The organism is Kitasatospora sp. MMS16-BH015, assembly GCF_002943525.1.
GTDB lineage: Bacteria > Actinomycetota > Actinomycetes > Streptomycetales > Streptomycetaceae > Kitasatospora.
This window is the reverse complement of record NZ_CP025394.1, coordinates 1,669,248-1,685,887: the sequence shown is the minus strand read 5'-3', so window position 1 is coordinate 1,685,887 and position 16,640 is coordinate 1,669,248. Positions and strand designations below refer to the sequence as shown.

19 protein-coding genes are annotated in these 16,640 nt (G+C 74.8%); 5 read left to right on the top strand and 14 right to left on the bottom strand.

What is annotated here, in order from left to right; genetic code table 11:
• Positions 1-17 precede the first annotated feature (17 nt).
• Together CFP65_RS07245 and CFP65_RS07240 are read right to left on the bottom strand one after the other, a co-directional pair.
• The gene (locus CFP65_RS07245; protein ID WP_104815305.1) at positions 18-794 is read right to left on the bottom strand and encodes a VOC family protein; all 777 of its coding nucleotides are present in this window, start codon (positions 792-794) and stop codon (positions 18-20) included.
• Between the two features lie 132 nt (positions 795-926).
• A complete protein-coding gene (locus tag CFP65_RS07240) occupies positions 927-1,376 on the bottom strand; it encodes a nuclear transport factor 2 family protein (protein WP_104815304.1) in 450 nt (149 codons plus the stop codon).
• Positions 1,377-1,490: 114 nt separating this feature from the next.
• On the opposite strand from CFP65_RS07240, the gene CFP65_RS07235 reads away from it, so the two are divergent.
• Positions 1,491-2,552 carry a LysR family transcriptional regulator gene (locus CFP65_RS07235; protein WP_174805512.1) on the top strand — a complete coding sequence of 354 codons (1,062 nt, stop codon included), beginning with the start codon at positions 1,491-1,493 and terminating at the stop codon, positions 2,550-2,552.
• Between the two features lie 16 nt (positions 2,553-2,568).
• Here CFP65_RS07235 and CFP65_RS07230 read toward each other — a convergent pair whose 3' ends face one another.
• Positions 2,569-2,976, bottom strand: coding sequence for a helix-turn-helix domain-containing protein (locus tag CFP65_RS07230; protein ID WP_254552271.1), 408 nt, complete (start codon positions 2,974-2,976; stop codon positions 2,569-2,571).
• A gap of 123 nt (positions 2,977-3,099) precedes the next feature.
• Between CFP65_RS07230 and CFP65_RS07225 the strand changes: the two genes are divergently transcribed.
• Positions 3,100-3,450: a DoxX family protein gene (locus CFP65_RS07225; protein ID WP_104815301.1), complete on the top strand. Its 351-nt coding sequence runs from the start codon at positions 3,100-3,102 to the stop codon at positions 3,448-3,450.
• Positions 3,451-3,463: 13 nt separating this feature from the next.
• Here the strand turns inward: CFP65_RS07225 and CFP65_RS07220 are convergent, their stop codons facing one another.
• The 8 genes from CFP65_RS07220 to CFP65_RS07190 form a co-directional block, all read right to left on the bottom strand.
• Positions 3,464-3,835, bottom strand: a complete 372-nt coding sequence (locus tag CFP65_RS07220) for a DUF488 domain-containing protein (protein WP_104815300.1) — start codon at positions 3,833-3,835, stop codon at positions 3,464-3,466.
• 66 nt (positions 3,836-3,901) lie between these two features.
• Positions 3,902-4,729: a maleylpyruvate isomerase family mycothiol-dependent enzyme gene (locus CFP65_RS07215; RefSeq protein WP_104815299.1), complete on the bottom strand. Its 828-nt coding sequence runs from the start codon at positions 4,727-4,729 to the stop codon at positions 3,902-3,904.
• 212 nt (positions 4,730-4,941) lie between these two features.
• Complete coding sequence (locus CFP65_RS07210) at positions 4,942-5,208, bottom strand: metal-sensitive transcriptional regulator (protein WP_104815298.1); 267 nt, start codon at positions 5,206-5,208, stop codon at positions 4,942-4,944.
• Complete coding sequence (locus tag CFP65_RS07205) at positions 5,205-7,598, bottom strand: MMPL family transporter (RefSeq protein WP_104815297.1); 2,394 nt, start codon at positions 7,596-7,598, stop codon at positions 5,205-5,207. The genes CFP65_RS07210 and CFP65_RS07205 overlap by 4 nt, the downstream gene beginning before the upstream one ends.
• The gene (locus CFP65_RS07200) at positions 7,595-7,990 is read right to left on the bottom strand and encodes a DUF302 domain-containing protein (protein WP_104815296.1); all 396 of its coding nucleotides are present in this window, start codon (positions 7,988-7,990) and stop codon (positions 7,595-7,597) included. The genes CFP65_RS07205 and CFP65_RS07200 overlap by 4 nt, the downstream gene beginning before the upstream one ends.
• A gap of 150 nt (positions 7,991-8,140) precedes the next feature.
• Entirely contained in the window at positions 8,141-8,308 is a 168-nt protein-coding gene (locus CFP65_RS39640; protein ID WP_168219576.1) for a hypothetical protein, read from the bottom strand.
• Positions 8,309-8,378: 70 nt separating this feature from the next.
• Positions 8,379-8,768 (bottom strand): SHOCT domain-containing protein, encoded by a 390-nt coding sequence (locus CFP65_RS07195; RefSeq protein ID WP_104815295.1) that lies wholly within the window; start codon positions 8,766-8,768, stop codon positions 8,379-8,381.
• 159 nt (positions 8,769-8,927) lie between these two features.
• Positions 8,928-9,443, bottom strand: coding sequence for a DUF664 domain-containing protein (locus CFP65_RS07190; protein ID WP_104820707.1), 516 nt, complete (start codon positions 9,441-9,443; stop codon positions 8,928-8,930).
• A 127-nt stretch (positions 9,444-9,570) separates the two neighbouring features.
• Between CFP65_RS07190 and CFP65_RS38750 the strand changes: the two genes are divergently transcribed.
• The gene (locus tag CFP65_RS38750) at positions 9,571-10,035 is read left to right on the top strand and encodes a hypothetical protein (RefSeq protein ID WP_158702073.1); all 465 of its coding nucleotides are present in this window, start codon (positions 9,571-9,573) and stop codon (positions 10,033-10,035) included.
• Positions 10,036-10,128: 93 nt separating this feature from the next.
• On the top strand, positions 10,129-10,854 hold the full coding sequence (gene pgeF, locus CFP65_RS07180; protein ID WP_104815294.1) for a peptidoglycan editing factor PgeF: 726 nt from the start codon (positions 10,129-10,131) through the stop codon (positions 10,852-10,854).
• Positions 10,855-10,929: 75 nt separating this feature from the next.
• On the opposite strand, the gene CFP65_RS07175 is transcribed toward pgeF, so the two are convergent.
• Both CFP65_RS07175 and CFP65_RS07170 read right to left on the bottom strand, forming a co-directional pair.
• Positions 10,930-12,063: a serine hydrolase gene (locus CFP65_RS07175; protein WP_104815293.1), complete on the bottom strand. Its 1,134-nt coding sequence runs from the start codon at positions 12,061-12,063 to the stop codon at positions 10,930-10,932.
• 124 nt (positions 12,064-12,187) lie between these two features.
• Positions 12,188-14,746, bottom strand: a complete 2,559-nt coding sequence (locus tag CFP65_RS07170; protein ID WP_104815292.1) for a helix-turn-helix transcriptional regulator — start codon at positions 14,744-14,746, stop codon at positions 12,188-12,190.
• A 258-nt stretch (positions 14,747-15,004) separates the two neighbouring features.
• Here CFP65_RS07170 and CFP65_RS07165 point away from each other — a divergent pair, with 258 nt between their 5' ends.
• Positions 15,005-16,252 (top strand): serine hydrolase, encoded by a 1,248-nt coding sequence (locus CFP65_RS07165; RefSeq protein WP_104815291.1) that lies wholly within the window; start codon positions 15,005-15,007, stop codon positions 16,250-16,252.
• A gap of 53 nt (positions 16,253-16,305) precedes the next feature.
• Here the strand turns inward: CFP65_RS07165 and CFP65_RS07160 are convergent, their stop codons facing one another.
• Positions 16,306-16,623, bottom strand: coding sequence for a hypothetical protein (locus CFP65_RS07160; RefSeq protein WP_104815290.1), 318 nt, complete (start codon positions 16,621-16,623; stop codon positions 16,306-16,308).
• Between the last annotated feature and the right edge of the window lie 17 nt (positions 16,624-16,640).

Genomic DNA, 16,640 nt, shown 5'->3' with positions numbered 1-16,640 from the left:
CAGCGGCAGGCAGGCGCTCACGCCTCGCGCGGGAGCGGGCTGATCACGGCGTACTGGGCGCCGAACGGGTCGGCGAAGACGGCGATCCGGCCCACGGTCGGGACGTCGGCCGGGGGCATCACGATCGAGCCGCCGGCCGTGGTGGTCGCGGCGGCGGTGGCGTCCACGTCCGTGACGGTGAAGTGGACGAGCCAGCCGGGGCGGAGGGCCTCGTGCAGGCCGGCGAGCCCGCCGAACCCCGCCTCGGGCTGCTCGCCGGTGGCGGTGGAGAGCACGGTGTACTCGACCCCGGGCACCCCGGAGTCGGCCGAGCGCCAGCCGAACACGGCCCGGTAGAAGGCGAGGGCGGCGGCCGGGTCGGCCGTGTGCAGCTCGGCCCAGCAGAGGCTGCCCGGGGCTCCGGTCTGGTCCAGGCCGACGGTGCGGCCCGGCTGCCAGATGGCGAACTCGCCGCCGGTCGGGTCGGTGAACTGGCCCATCCGGCCCGCGTCCATGACGTCGAAGGGCGCGAGGCGGACGGTGCCGCCGGCCTGCTCGACGGCCTTGGCCACGGCGTCCGCGTCCGGCGTCTGGAAGTAGACCGTCCAGGCGGAGGTGGCGCCCTCCTCCAGGCCGCCGATCGCGGCGACTGTCCTGCCGTCCTGCTGGAACATCCCGTACCCGCCGGCCTCCGGCCCGGCCGACAGGAAGTCCCAGCCGAAGACGGCCCGGTAGAAGGCGGTGCCGGCCGGCACGTCCGGACAGCCCAGGTCGATCCAGCTGGGCTGACCGGCGCGGTACTCGATGGTGGTCATGGTCCTCGGTCTCCTCGGTCGGACCCGTGCTGCCGGCCGCCGCTCCGCCGGCGCCCGCACGGGTGCTCCTCACACACCATCAGGCTGGCACAGGGCACTGACAATCGGCCGCAGCCCGGGCCCTCCGGCGGGTCAGCCCTGGGTGCCGAACAGCACCCGCCCCACGTGCGCGGTGTCCAGGTACTCCCGCACCGCCGCGATCCGCCCGTCCCGGACGGTGAACAGGCCCAGGCAGTGGTTCTCGTAGCGCAGGCCGGTGACCGCCGTCCCGACAGCCGTCCACTCCGCGACCACGGTGTCGCCGTCGGCGAGCAGGTTGGTGAGGGTGACCACCGGCATCCCGTCGGGGGCGAAGAGCGTGCGCACCCCGCCCAGGAACTCGTTCACGATGGTGTCCCGGCCGCGCCAGTCGCGGCTCAGCGGCAGGTCGCCCGGGTAGCTCCAGACCGCGTCCTCGGTGAAGCTGTCGGCGACGGTCGCGCCGTCGCCCGCGATGATCGCCTCGATGTAGCGGCGGACGACGGCGCCAGGGGTGACGGGGGTGGTGGACGCGGCGGCCTGGGTGACGGTCTCGGTGGTCATCGGGGGCTCCTCGGCGGTGCTGGTGGGAGGTCGGTGAGGACAGCCAACCGCCGTGGGGCGGGGGCGGTCCAACAACCGGAGGGCGGGGTTGACAGCCGATGGTTGTCGGCCAGGATGGCGGGTGTGGATCTCGATCTCGCCCAGGTGAGGGCCTTCGTCGCGGTGGCCGAGTGGCGGCACTTCCGGCGCGCCGCCGAGGGGTTGGCGCTCACCCAGCAGGGCCTCTCCAAGCGGATCGCCCGGCTGGAGGGGGAGTTGGGGGCGCGACTGTTCGACCGGGAGCCCGGCGGGGTCGAACTCACCGAGGCCGGAGGGGCGTTCCTCGAACCCGCCCGGGCCGCGCTGGCCGCCGGAGAGCGGGCCGTGGCAGCCGTCGCGGCGGCGCGGGCGGGAGCCGGCCCGGTGCGGCTGGACGTCTGGGGGCACCTCTTCGAACCGCTGCGCACGGTGCGGGTGGCGCTCGCGGCCACCGCCGGGGTGCAGGTGGAGGTCGGTTCCGGGCGGGACCTCGACGGGGTGGCGGCGGCCCTGGTGCGTGGAGAGGCGGAGGCCGGCTTCGGCCGCTACCGCGCTCCGGCCGGAGGCATGACCGCGGCGGGCACGGCGACCATGCCGGGGACGGCGGGCACGGCGATCGCGCACCGGTTGGTGCGGCTGGAGCCGGTGGACGTGCTGTTCGGGGCCGACCACCCGTTGGCCGGGCGGGACGCGGTGCGGCCGGACGAGCTGGCCGGGCTGCCGCTGCTCTTCCCGGCGGCGGCCGAACGGCTGGACTTCCTACGGGAGTTCGCCGAGCGGTTCGGGGCCGTGCCGGTGCCGGGCGAGGCCAACCTGGGCCTGGAGCACCTGGTCGAGCGGGTCCGGGCCACGCCGGGCGGCTTCACCCTGCTGCCGGCCGAACTGCCGTACCGGGCCGAGGCGAGGGCCGGCCGCCCAACGGTGGTGGTCCGGCCGCTGGTGGAGCCGACCCCGCTGTACGCCTGGTCGTTGATCTGGCGTACGGCGGAGCCGGCCGGCTCCGGGCCGGCGGGGCTACGGGGGCCGACCGGGCAGCGGGAGACGGCGGCGCTGGTGGCCGGGTTCGCTGCCGCCGGGCGTGAGCGCCGCTGGCTGGAGTACCGGCCGGACCGGGACTGGCTGCCGGCGGCGGACCTGGCCGAGCTGCTCGACTCCTGAGGCCGGTGGACGCCGGTCAGGCGGGGTCCGGGGTGGCGGCCTGGTCGAAGGCGGTGCGGGAGTCGGCGATGTAGGCGCGGTGCGCCTCGGCCCAGTCGATCAGGCCGCGCACCTCGACCGAGAGGGTCTGGCCGACCGGGGTCAGGGCGTAGTCGACCCGGGGCGGGGTGGTGGGGGTGACCGTCCGGGTGACCAGGCCGTCGCGCTCCAGGCTGCGCAGGGTGAGGGTGAGCATGCGGGGCGAGATGCCCTCGATCGCGCGGCGCAGCTCGGAGTAGCGGAGCGGCCCGCTGCCGAGCATGGCCATCACCAGCACGCTCCACTTGTCGCCGACCCGGTCGAGCACCTCGCGCAGGTGGCAGGATTCGGGCCGGTGCCCGCCGGGGATCACCGCCAGCGGGGCCTCGGGGGCGGGGGTGGTCACACCGGTGTGCGTAGGGATGGTTGAAGTGCGGTCTTCTCTCACCCCGGCAGGATCGCCCACAATCACCCAGGGCACAAGAAGTAACCAGCCCTCCTTTGGTAACCAACTCGCGAAGAGGTACTCATGTCCGTCGCCTATGTCGTGCTCGCCGTTCTGCTGGCCTTGGTGCTCGGGGCCTCCGGCCGGGCCAAGCTGGTGAAGGACGAGAAGATCGTCGCCGGGATGACCGCGATCGGCGTGCCCGGCGCCTGGCTGCCCCGGCTGGCGGCGCTGGAGTTCGCCGGGGCGGTCGGCCTGCTGGTCGGGATAGCGGTGCGGCCGCTCGGGGTGGCGGCGGCGGTCGGGGTGATCCTGTACTTCCTCGGCGCCGTGATCGCCCACCTGCGCGCGGGCGATGCCAAGGGCGCCCCGCCGGCGGGCGTGCTGCTGCTGGTCGCGGTGGCGCCGCTGGTGCTCGGGATCGCGACCCTCTGAGGTCGGCCCGCCCTCAGCCCGATCCGAGCTGGTCGCGCAGGATCGAGGCGTGGCTCCGCTCGGGTTCCTTGACGGCTGTGAGCAGGGTGACCGGCCCGGCGGCGGTCAGTCCGCGGAGCCGGTCCAGCGCCTCGGCGGCGGCCGGGGCGGCCAGCTCGGCCTCGTACCGGCGGCGGAACTCCGACCACTCGCCCTCCGGGCCGTGGTACCAGCGGCGCAGCTCGTTGGAGGGGGTGAGCTCCCTGGGCCACTCGTCCACCCCGGCCACGGCCTTGGCCAGGCCGCGCGGCCAGAGGCGGTCGACCAGGATCCGGGTGCCGTCGGCCGGCTCTGGCGGTTCGTAGACCCGCCGGAGGCGGGGGACGTGGTGCTGCGCGGTGGGCATGCCCCATCTTGGGCCGGGCACCGCGGGCCCGGCGGCCCGGGTGGGGCCGATCAGCGTAGACCGGGCTCAGGGGGCGGCGAAGTAGGTGGGGAAGCGCGGGGCGAGCCACGGGCGGCGGCCCCAGGCGAAGGTGCCGGCCCGGGCGAGGGCCTGGGCGGGGGTGCGGCGGCCGAGGGCGAGCAGGAAGAAGGTCAGGTGCTCGCAGACGATGGTGCAGTCGGGCCGCTCCGGTGCGCGGTGGCTGACGGCGACGGCGCCGCCGTCGAAGCTCACGCCGTAGCGGGGCCCGCCGCGCAGGCCGACCGCGAAGGTGGCCCGGAGGCCGGCCGCCCGGGCCGGGTCGACCACCCGCGGCATGGCGAGCAGCAGGAACGGGAGCGAGAGCTCGACCCGCTCGCGGCTCACCATGTGCGGGCGGCGCAGTGCCCGGGCCAGGTCCCAGCCGTGGCCGAGCTGGTGGGTCAGCAGGTACGAGGCGAGGGTGCCCAGGTCCATCGGGCCGAGCGGGGTGCGCGCCGGCTGGTCGGCCGGGCGGCCCGCGCAGGCGTCGGCGAAGGCCCGGGCGTGGCGGACGAGTTCGGCGCCCAGGACGAGCGGGTCGCGTTCGGGGTACGCGGCCAGGCTCTCCTCGTTGGCGGCGGCGAGCGAGCCGGGGGTGCCGTCGCCGTACGGGCGGTCGAGCCCGTCGGCGAGTTCGGCCATCAGGCGGTTGGCGAGCACCAGGTGGGCGGCGGCTTCGCCGACCGTCCAGGTGGCCCCGGGGATCGGGGTGGCCGCCGCCCCGGGCCGCTCCCGCAGCAGCGCGGCGATCGCCTCGGCGGTCTCGAGGTTGGCCTCGAGCAGCCGGGCGGCCACGGGCTCGGCGGGCTCGGCGGGGGCAGGGGGTGCGGTCATGGGGCCGTAGCCTGGACCACCTCCGCGCGCCTGTAAAGACCCGGCGGCGGTAAGACCCAGTGGCAATGACCTGGCGGCAGTAGAGACCCGGCGTCAGGAAGGAGCCGGCGTCAGCGAAGACCCGGCGTCAGCGAAGACCCGGAGTCGGTAAGAACCCGGCGTCACGAAGTACCTGGCGTCAGCGAAGACCCGGAGTCAGTAGGGACCCGGCGTCAGGCGAGGGCGAGGAAGAGCTTCTCCAGCTCGGCCTCGGTCATCGGCGGGGTGTCCTCGTCGGCCGCCGCCATGCACTGCCGCATGCCGCTGGCCACAATCTTGAAGCCGGCCCGGTCGAGGGCGCGGCTGACGGCGGCGAGCTGGGTGACCACGTCCTTGCAGTCGCGGCCGGCCTCGATCATCGCGATCACCCCGGCCAACTGGCCCTGGGCCCGGCGGAGCCGGTTGAGCACGGCGCCGACCGCCTCGTCGTCCACCTTCATGGTGCGGTCTCTCCTTTCGCGGGCCCAGCCGGATTCACGGGCCCCGGCTGGTGTGCGGGCCCCGGCCCGGGTGGAAGCCCGGCCGAGGCCATAGTACCCCCAGGGGTATGCAAGCGGGCAGCGTGGACCCCGGCGGACCCGGGCGACGGCCCCCGCCGTGGCCAGTCGTGCGAGAACGAGATCCGGGGGAGCACCCGGTCCAGCCGGCGGGGCGTGTGCCAGGCGGCCCGGCCGGTCAGCCGGAGCAGCACCGGGAGCAGCACCAGCCGCACCAGTGCGGCGTCCAGCAGCACGGCCACCCCGAGCACGATGCCCATCTCCTTGGGCGGCAGCGGCCCGGAGAGCGCGAAGGTGAAGAAGACCGCGACCATCACGGCTGCCGCCGCGAAGACCACCCGGCCGGAGTGGGCCAGCGCGCCGACCATCGCCCGGCGCGGGTCGCCGGTGCGCTCGTAGTGCTCCTTGGCGGAGGCGAGCAGGAAGACGGTGTAGTCCATCGCGATCGCGAAGATCATCGCGAAGAAGAACACCGGTGCCCAACCGTCCAGGAACCCCTGGGACTTGAAGCCGAGCAGGCCGGCGCCGTGGCCGTCCTGGAAGACCAGCCGGGCGGTGCCGAAGGCGGCGCCGGTGGAGAGCAGGCTGGCAAGGGTGCCGAGCGCCGCGATCAGCGGGGCGCGCAGCGCGAGCAGCAGCAGGAGGAAGCCGAGCGTCAGCACCACGCCGATGACCAGCGGGGTCTTCTCGGTCAGCAGGTGCTGGAGGTCGAGGTTCTCCACCGCCGCGCCGCCGACCAGGGTGCCGGCGGGCAGCTCGGCCCGGAGCGTGCGGACGGTGTCGCCGAGCGCCGGGTCGGAGGGGTCGACGGTCGGTACGGCCTGGATCAGCGACCAGCCGGAGCCGTCGGCGGCGGCCTGGGCCGGCAGCACGCCCCCGATGCCGGGCGTGGCGGCCGCCCGCGCGGCGGCCTGCTCGGCCTGGCCGCTCGGGGCGAGCAGTTGGAGCGTGCCCGGCGCGCCGGGGCCGAAGGCCTGCTGGACGGCGGTGTAGCCGGTCCGCGCGCCGGCCTCCTCCGGCAGCACGGTGATCGAGGGCATCGCGGTGCGCAGCCCGAGCACCGGCGCGGTGAGCGCGAGCAGCGCGACCAGGGCGGCGGCGCCGTACCGGACGGGATGCCGCCAGAGCCGCTCGCCCCAGGCGGCGAAGCGCGGCGAACCCGCAGTATCGGCAGACCCATCGGCGGCAGCTGGACCATCGGCGGCTGAACCACCGGCGGCGGCTGAACGCCCGGCGGCGGCCGGGTTGCGGCGGGCCGAGGGGAGGGCGAGCGCGTCGATCCGGTGGCCGAGGCGGCCGAGGACGGCGGGCAGCAGGGTCAGGGTGGCGGCGAGCACGAAGAGGACGGCCAGCATGATGCCGCCCGCCATCGAGCGGAAGGCCGGGGAGGGCACCAGCATGACGGCCGAGAGGCTGACCAGCACGGTGGCGCCGGAGAGCAGCACGGCCTTGCCGGCGGTGTCCATGGTCTCGGCCACGGCCCGGCGGCGGTCGCCGTGCCGGGCCAGGGCGGCCCGGTGGCGGACCACCACGAAGAGCGCGTAGTCGATGCCGAGGGCGAGGGCGAACATCATGGCGAAGTTCATCGCCCAGACCGAGATCGGGAAGAGGTGGCTGATCAGCACCAGCGAGCCGGCCGAGGCGGCCAGCCCCGCCATGGTGAGCAGCAGCGGCAGCCCGGCCGCGACCAGGGAGCCGAAGGCGAGCACCAGGATGGCCAGGGTGACCGGCCAGGAGAGCAGCTCGGACTTCATCATCGCGTCGTGGTTGGCGGCGTTGAAGTCGCTCCACAGCACCGAGGCGCCGGTGGCGCTGACCCGGACGCCGTCGCCGGAGAGGGCGGCCAGCGGGCCCTTGAGCTCGTCGGCGGCGCGGACCATGTCGTCCGGGGAGGCCTTGGCCCCGGCGAGCAGCACGGCGGTGCGGCCGTCCGGGCTGAGGGTGGCGCCGGGCCTGGGCGGGAGGACGCCGGCGATCCGGGGGTCGGCGGCGGCCAGCGCGGTGGCCCGTTCGACCACCCGGCCGACGGCGGGGTCGGTCACCGGCCGGTCGGCGGCGATCACGATCTGGACGGCGGAGGAGGCGTTGCCGCCGAAGTGCGCCTCGGCCAGCTCGCGGACCCGCACCGAATCCGAGCCGTTGGCCTGCCACCCGGCGCCGGAGAGCGCCGAGGTGACCTGCGGGGCGAAGGCGCCGAGCCCGGCGACCACCACCAGCCAGCCGACCAGCACCACCCGCAGGTGGCGGACGGACCAGTCGCCGAGCCGTCCGAGCGGACCGGGGGCTCCGCCCGGCGCGGCCCGGCGGGCTATCGGGGGAGCGGCGGTGGTCACTGCGCACCGCCCAGGGCGGCCAGGGCGGCGCGCAGCCGGCCGGTGGCCTCGTCGGCCACGGCGGCCAGCTCGGCGGAGGGGCTGAGCCGCACCATGACCTGCGGGTCGATCGCCTCCACCAGGGTGGCGCCCTCGACCGCGCGGACCACCACGTTGCAGGGCAGCAGCAGCCCGATGTGCCGGTCGGCGTTCAGCGCGCGGTGGGCCAGCGGCGGGTTGCAGGCGCCCAGGATCAGGTAGTCCTCGACCTCGGCGCCGATCTTGGTGTGCAGGGTCTGCCTGACGTCGATCTCGGTCAGCACGCCGAAGCCCTGCTCGGCCAGGGCGGCCCGGACGCGTTCGACGGCCTCGGCGAAGGGCAGGTCGAGCCGGGTGGTGAGGGCGTAGTCCACGGTGGTTCTCCAGTTCTCGGATACCCCCCTAGGTATGTCGGCGAGCGTAGCAACGGGCCGGCTCGCTCGCCAAATACCCCCGGGGGTGTTTCTCGGGGCAGTGAAAGGCCCGTCCGCAGCGGGGTGCGGACGGGCTCGGTCGCCGCTCGGTCAGCCCAGGCCGAGCAGGCGGCGCAGGCTCAGCCGGCCGCCGCCGGCGCCGCGCTCGCAGCTGCACCGGTCGGCCTTGGGCACGCCGGCCAGCACCTGGTCCACGTGCTGGCCGCAGCCGGCGTAGCCGGCCTTGCCACAGGTGCGGCAGGTCACGCGTCGGCACATCGGGGGCTCCTCGGGGTGGGGGACGGTCCGTCCGATGGTACCCCCGGGGGTATCGAGACGGAGAATCCGCTCAGGCGAGCAGCTTCTCCTTGGCCTTCTGGAACTCCTCCTCGCTCAGCACGCCCTTGCTGCGCAGCTCGCCGAGCTTGGCCAGCTCGTCCGCGTGGCTCGGCCCGGTGCCCGCCGCCTGCCGGACGTAGCTCTGGAAGGCCTCCTCGCTCCGCCGGGCCTGCGCCAGGTCGCGTTCGCCCATCGACTTGCCCCGGACGATCACGTAGACCAGCACGCCGAGCAGCGGCAGCAGGATGACCAGCACCATCCAGCCGGCCTTGCCCCAACCACTCATGTCGTGGCTGCGGAAGATGTCGCTGATCACCTTGAAGAGCAGGAAGAACCAGAGGATCCAGAGGAAGAACTCCAGCATCGTCCAGAACAGGTTGAGCAGGGGGTAGTTGTCCATGGCGGTGGCTCCCGTCGCGATCGGCGCGGACCTCGCGCCCGTCGTGCCGCTGGTACTGGTCGTACTGGTCCGAGTCCTACCAGCGCTCCGGGCGCCCCGCCGGGTGGGCACCGCCGGGTGGGTGAGCGGGGTCGGTCGACGGTGCCCGGGTGGGCGGGGTCAGCCGGCCTGGCGGCGGAGCACGCCGCGGAGGAAGGCGGCCTGGCCGACGTGCTGGAGGCCCTCGGAGACCACGCTGACCAGGCGGACGCCGAGGGTGACGGAGGGGGTCCAGCTCTCGTCCACCACCCGGTCGAGCGAGCTGCCGGTGAGGCCCTGGACGAAGGCGAGGGTGCGCTCGTGGACGGCGTCGTGGTAGCCGGCCAGCAGCTGCGGGCCGTCCGGGCGGACGGCCGCCACCTCGGCCGAGCGGTGGCCGTAGCCGGTGGCCCGGGCCGGGAAGGGGAGGGCGAAGCGCTCGTACCAGCCGTCGGTGGTCCAGACCTGCTCGGTGCCCGCCGCGTCGGCCAGGTGGTCGTCCTGCACCCGGGTCAGGTGCCAGACCAGCCAGGCGATCGAGTTCGCCGCCGGGTCGAGCCGGGCCGCGAGCTCCTCCGCGGTCAGCCCCTCCAGGACGTCGTGGACGGTCTCCCGGACGCGTCCGAACGCATCGGTCAGCAGCGCGGCACACTTCACGGCGGCTCCCATCCCAGGTCCGCCGCCGGTCGGCGGACCACCGGATTCTCCCGCGCCCGCCCGGGCCCTCCGGGCAGCGACACAGCGGGCTGAGACGGTGTCAGTCGGCTGTCCTAGTCTCCGGGCCATGGGTTTCTCCGGTGACTTCCTGGTGGTGCGCTCCGAGCGGGCGCTGGTGGAGCACTCGGCCGCGTCCGGCGGCCGGGTCGAGCGGGTCTGGGAGGGGGAGGGCGGCTGGCAGTTGGCCCAAGGCGAGTTCGAGGGCGCCGGGGTGACGGACGGTCCGGCGCTGCTGGTGCACGTGATCGACGGTGACGTGGCCGTGGTCGAGGTGCTCGGCCCGGTGGCCGGGGCCTGGAGCTGCGTGCTCGACCAGGACCTGGCGCTCGACTACGGCTTCCCCGAGGAGCGGCTCCAGGAGCCCGCGGCGGTGGCCGCCAAGGCCGCCGCCTGGGCGGGCGGGCTCGGGCTCGCGCCGGACGGGGAGCACCTGGCGGAGGTGCTGGGGGCGGCCGCCGACGAGGGGGTGGAGGAGCTGTTCTTCGAGCTGCTGGAGGCGCTCGGAATTCCGCTGGACATACCCGAGGAGTGACCGGCGGCCGGGGCCGCGGCGGAGCGCATAGGCTGACCCCGGTCACCAGGGCCCGCCGGGGGCGGCCCGCCGCGAGAGGCAGTGGAGCACGGTATGGACACCCAGGAGCTCGGCCCCGGCATCCGCTACGCCGTCGCGACCCGGCACGGCGGGGTCGGCACGGCCCCGTACGACAGCCGCAACCTCAGCGGCGCGGTGGGCGACGACCCCGAGACGGTGCGGCGCAACCGGGAGCTGACGGCCCGGGAGCTCGGGCTGGCGCCCGACCGGGTGGTGCTGATGCGGCAGGTGCACAGCCGGGACGTGACCTACGTGACCGAGCCGTTCGGGGCCGAGGCTCCGCCGCTGGACGCGGTGTTCACCGACCGGCCCGGGCTGGGGCTGGCCGCGCTCTCGGCCGACTGCGCCCCGGTGCTGCTGGCCGACCCGGTGGCCCGGCTGGTCGGCGCCGCCCACTCCGGGCGGGTCGGCACCGTCTCGGGCGTGGTGCCCGCGCTGGTCGAGGCGATGGCCGCACGCGGGGCCGAACCGGCCCGGATGGTCGCGCTGGTCGGCCCGCTGGCCTGCGGGCTCTGCTACGAGGTCTCCGAGGAGCTGCGGGCCGAGGGCGCGGCCGCCCTCCCCGAGCTGTACGCCACCACCCGGCAGGGCACCCCCTCGCTGGACGTCCGGGCCGGCATCACCGCCCAGCTCGCCCGGGCCGGGGTCGGCGAGGTCCGCCAGGACGAGCGCTGCACGATCGAGGACCGGGACTTCTTCTCCTACCGCCGCGACCGCACCACCGGCCGCTTCGCCGCCTACGTCTGGCTGACCGACTGAGACCGGTCGGTCTTGACCGGGCATGGCGGTGCCGCCGACCCCCGTGTGTCGGCGGCACCGCGTGCGGCGGCTGGATCAGAGCGCGCAGAAGGCGTTGACCTGGGCGTTCGAGGTGTCGGTCTGCCCCCGGGTAGGGGTGGCCATGTGGAACTCGGAGTCGGCGATGACGCTCTGCTTGCTGCCGTCCTCGTTGCTGTACCAGTTGCTGAAGTAGCCGAGCACGGCGCCGGCGTGGGTCCAGGCCCAGCCGCAGGCCAGCTGGGTGTGGAAGATGCCGAGGCCGTAGCCGGCGGTGGCGCTGATCGGGGCGGTGGTCTTGAGCTCGGTCTCCTGGGCGGCCGGCAGCAGCGTGCCGCCGAGCAGGGCCCGCTGGAAGGTGGCCAGGTCGTCCAGGGTGGAGATCATCGCCCCGGCGGCGCCGTAGGTCTGCACGTCCGAGACGGTCTCGTCGAGGATCAGGAACGGGGTGCCGATCGGGTACTGGTAGCCGTGCAGGAAGTTGCCGTAGATGTTGGGGTCGCTGGTCGGGAAGCTGGTGTCGGTCAGCCCGAGCGGGGTGATGATCCGGTCGGTGATCTCGGCGGCAGGGGTGCGGCCGGTGACGGCGGTGATCACCATGCCCGCCAGCACGTAGTTGGTGTTGGCGTAGGCCCAGGTCTGGCCCGGGGCCGAGACGGGCGCGCGGCTGGCGAGTGCGAGGTTGACCAGGGTCTGCGGGGCCCAGGGCTGGTTGGGCTGGGTGTTGAGTGCGTACTGGGTGGTGAAGTTGCCGACGGCGTACTCGGGTAGGCCGGAGGTCTGGTTGAGCAGCTCGCGGACGGTGATCCTGGTGCCGTCGTAGCCGTTGGCGTTGACGGAGCCGGGCAGCCACTTGGCCACGGTGTCGTCCAGCGAGAGCCGGCCCTCGGCCTCCAGCTGGAGCAGCACGGTGGAGGTGAAGGCCTTGGTGTTGCTGCCGATCCGGAACTTGGCCTTCGGGTCGGCGGGGGTGCGGGTGGTGACGTCCTTGACCCCGGCCACCGCGTACCGGGTGGTGTCGCCGCTGCGGACCAGGCCGATCACGGCGGGGTAGCCGTCGGCGACGCCCTTGGCGGCGCCCGCCTGGAGCAGGGCCTGGGCGCCCGGCACGTCGGCCTGGGCTGGGGCGGCGGTGACCAGGGCGGTCAGGGCCAGGGTCGCGGCGGCGACGGTGGTGCGCAGGGTCTTCATGCGGGGGTCTCCTGAGGGGGTGGTCACGGCCGCTGGTCACGGTCATGACAGCCGGGGTGCCGGAGCTCGGCCCTTCCGATGCTGGTGCGGGGAGCCGTCCGGGGACAGGACATCCGACCGGTCATCAGTGACCGGGGTCGAAGGTGGCCGGGCGGTAGTTGCGGCGGCGGGTGCGGTAGTGCTGGCCGAGGTGGTGCTGGAGCCGGATGTGGCGGAACTGGTAGACCGCGCCGGTGCGCCGCAGCACCCCGCGCCGGTAGGCGTCGTCCAGGAAGGCCACCGCGGCCCACGGCAGTCGACCGGTCAACGGCAGCCAGAACCGGCCGAACAGCAGCCACTGGCCCCAGGCGGTGAAGGTCAGCACGTACGCGGCCCCGCCGCCCAGACCGGCCACCACGCCGATGAAGAGCCCGTCCGGGACGGTCCAGAAGAGCGGCCCGAGCGGGCCCTGCAGCAGGTCGATCAGCAGCCGGCCGCCGAAGGCGATGGTCAGGGTGAACAGTGGGGCCATCACCAGGAGCTGGCGGCCGACGGTCGCGCGGTTGGCCGCCAGCAGGCTGGTCGGGGTCGCGGCGGAGGCGGTGTCCACCGGGGTCTCCAGGGCGGCGACCAGACCGAAGATCAGACCGGCGGAGAGGCCGAAGACCAGCCCGAAGCAGACCATGTTGATCGCGGTGCCCTTGAGCACCGCCGGGTTGGTGATCGGCACCCCCAGGTAGACCCACCGCTCCAGCAGCAGCGCGCAGGCGCAGCCCGTGCCCATCACCGCGCCGCCGAGCAGCCCGCTGACGAACCGTCGCAGGAAGACGCGCCCGATGTGGCGGCCGAAGCCGCCGCCGTTCTCCCCCGGCAGGGTGCGTGGCAGGCGGAGCTGCACCCGGGCCGGTTCGAAGAGCGTCCGGCCACCGTAGGCCGACAGCACCGCGTACACCGCGCCGAAGGCCAGCCCGGCCACCGGGCCCATCATGGCGCCCTGCAGGAAGACCTCGCCCGCCCCGACCCGGTAGAGCACCGGGGCGATCAGCCAGTCGGCCACCGCCACGCAGAGCGCGGTGCCCAGCACCACCGCCAGCACCCGGGTGGAGAGCCGCAGCGAGTCGCCGATCTGCCACCAGGCCAGGTCCTGCCGCTCGCGGTCCAGCCGCACCAGGTGGTCGGCGAGGTGGCCCAGCCAGTGCTGGGCCCGGTCCGGCGCCCAGCTGCGGGCCGCGCCGCCGCCCGCCGGCGGACCGGCCGGGCGCGGCCGGTAGACGGTCGGCACGAAACCGGCCAGCAGGTGCTCCTCCACCGCCCGGGCGGTGGGGAAGCGGTCGAGGTCGAGCAGCTCGGCCGGATCGCGGTCGGGGGCGTCGCTGTACAGGGTGCGGGCCAGGATCACCATCAGCGGGGTGGTCAGCACGGCGGCCAGGTGCGCGCGGGCCGGCGTGCCGCCGGCCCGGAGCTCGGCCAGCACGCCGTCCCAGACCGAGGTGCGGCCGGTGGCCCCCGGCTCAGGGGCCACCGCGCGGGCGGTGCGGGGCAGGTAGCCGGCCAGGGTGTCCAGGGTGAGGTCGGTCAGCTCGATGCCGGCCGCCCAGACTAGCGGGGAGTGGGCGGCGCGGACGGCCGCCGCGTACTCCGGCCGACGGCTGGTCAACACCAGCGGCATCGAGGTCGCGTTGAGCGCCGCCAGGGCGTCCCGGCGCAGGCCCTCGGCGAGCTCGTCGAAGCCGTCCAGCACCGGGAGCACCAGGTCGGCGTCGATCAGCGCGGCGGCCAGGGTGGTGCCGCCGGGGCCGCGGCGGGCCAGGTGCGGGTGGTCGCGCAGCAACCGCTCGGTCAGCCAGTCGCTCAGCGCGGTGGTGGTCGGGTCCCAGGCGCCCAGACTGAAGATCACCGGGACCCGGGCGGTGCCGCCCGGCCCGACCGGGGTGCTCTCCAGCAGGTCCAGCACGAAGCGGATGGTCAGGATCGACTTGCCCGAGCCGGCCCGGCCGAGCACCACCAGCCGCCCGGAGGAGATCCGCCGGTACACCTCGGCCACCCCGCGCAGGTCACCGCTCAGGTCCAGCTCCGCCGCCGAGGCCCCCGGCCCCAGCCGCTGCACGTTCTCCGGACGGTCCGTCAGCCCGGCCGGCGCCGGCTCCCACCGCACTGGCAGCGGGTACGGATCGTGCACCTGCCGCTGCTCCTCCTCCCGCCGCCACCGCCGCCGGATCTCCGAGGCCAGCACCCGCGCCGCCTCCCCCAGCTCCCCGGCCACGGGCCCGGGCGCCAGGAACGGCTCGGGCACGGCGTAGGGAGCCGGCGCCTCGGGCGGCGCCGGGGCCGCCGGCGGTGGCTGCTCGTCCGGGGGGCCGGGTGCGGCGTCTACCGCTTCCGTGGCCACCGACTGCGGCTCCACCGCCAGCGGCTGCGCCTCCGGTGCCGCTGCCGGTGCCGCTTCCTCGGCCGTGGCCGACTGGTCGGCTGCGGCGGCGCGGGTGCTGGCCAGGGTGGCGGCGAGGCGTTGGCGGTCCTCGGGGGTCACCTGGAGGGCGTCGGCGAGCAGGTGCACCGTGCCGAGGCGGTGGTCGGCGGACTTGCCGGTCTCCAGACGGCGGATGGTGCGGACGCTGACGCCCGAACGTTCCGCCACCTGTTCCTGGGTCAGCCCCGCCCGACGGCGCAACTGCCGGAGCAGCGTGCCGAGCTGATCTGTCACCGGGGAGCCTCCCTACTCGCCAGTACCATTCGGCGGCGAGCCTACCGTGATCAGGAGCCCCCCCGGGGAGGGCGTCCGGGCTGCGGCGGGCGGCGGGCCGTCCGTGGTCGTACGGGTGGGTAAGGGCCGGTAAGGGCCGGTACGGGTCCGTACGGGTGGACTCGCCGGGGTGGCCCGGCGGGCGCGCGGGCGTGACCGGGGTGCGGGGTGACCTTGGCCTGACAAGCAGCCCCGTCCCCCGGAAGGGAAGTACCCGCCGTGCGCCGTGTCTCCGGCCGCCGACTCGCCACCGCCCTGGTGGCTCTCGGCACCCTCCTCCCCGTGGCCCTCGCCGCCCCCGCCGCCCAGGCCGCGCCGCCCGGCGCCCAGCACCGCCCGACGGCCGTCGCGGCCGGGCACCCCGAGCCCGATCACCCCGAGCCCGGCCACCCCGAGCACGGCGAGCCCGGCTTCGACCCCGCTGTCACCGCGCAGCTCGACCAGGCGATCGAGCGGGTCCGGCAGGAGACCGGCACGCCGGGCGTCACGGTCGGGCTCTGGTTCCCGGGCCGGGGCGCGTACGTGAAGTCGACCGGGGTGGCCGACAAGGCGACCGGGGCGCCGATGAGGCCGGACCTCAACATGCGGATCGGCAGCGAGACCAAGACCTTCACCGCCACCGCCGTGCTCGAACTGGTCGACGACGGGCTGGTGGAGCTGGACGCGCCGATCGCCACCTACCTGGACGGCGTGCCGGACGGCGAGCACATCACGGTGCGTCAGATCCTGGAGATGCGCAGCGGCCTGTACTCGTACACCTTCGACCCGGACTTCGTGCAGGACTTCCTGGGCGACCCGAACCGGCCGTTCACCCCGGAGCAGCTGCTGGCCTACGCGTTCAAGCACTGCAACGTGTTCGCCCCGGGCACGCAGTTCCAGTACTCGAACACCAACTACGTGCTGCTCGGGCTGCTGGTGGAGAAGCTCGGGCAGAAGCCGGCCGACGTGTTCCTGCGCGAGCGGGTCACCGGCCCGGCGCACCTGCACCACACCTTCCTGGCCACCGACGCGGCCTTCCCCGACCCGCACGCGCACGGCTACACCGAGCAGACGCTCAGCGGTGCGGAGGCCGACACCACGCACTGGAACCCGAGTTGGGCCTGGACGGCCGGGGCGGAGGTCTCCGACCTGCACGACCTGCGCCGCTGGGCCAAGGTGGTGGCCACCGGGGAGCTGCTCTCGCCGGAGACCCAGCGGCAGCGGGAGCAGTTCGTCCCGGTGCCCGGCTTCACCGACGCGGGTTACGGCCTCGGGCTGTTCCGCACCCACGGCTGGGTGGGCCACAACGGCTCGCTGCCCGGGTACGAGAGCGTGACGATGTACCTGCCGGAGCAGGACGCCACCATGGTGATCCTGATCAACTCCGACATCACGTACCAGGGCAACGAGCCCAGCACCGTCTTCGCCGAGGCGGTCACCTCGATCCTCACGCCCGATCACGTCTACCAGCTGCCGGCCGAGAAGTAGGGGGATTCCGGTAGTCGATGCAGGGGGTAGGTGGCCCTGCACGCCTGAGGGGCTCAGGTGTGCAGGGCCAGCGCGAGGGTCGGGGTGAGGGTGGCCAGCGCGGCCACCGGCCAGTGGGCGCGGGTGGGGTGGCGGCGGCGCAGGGGGCGGTTGGCCAGCCACCAGAGGAGGGCGGAGCCGAGCACGATCGGCAGGCCGAGCACCAGCCAGGGGAGCGGGCCGTCGTTCTCGGTGGGCTCGCGCTGGGTCCAACCGAGCTCGGCCAGCGGCCAGTTCGCGGCGAAGTACCAGAGCAGCCAGAGCGGCACCACCGCCGGCACGCCGAGCAGCAGGTTCACGGCCACGGTGGCCGACCAGGCCCGTGGCCCCATGGTGATCCGTCCTCCGG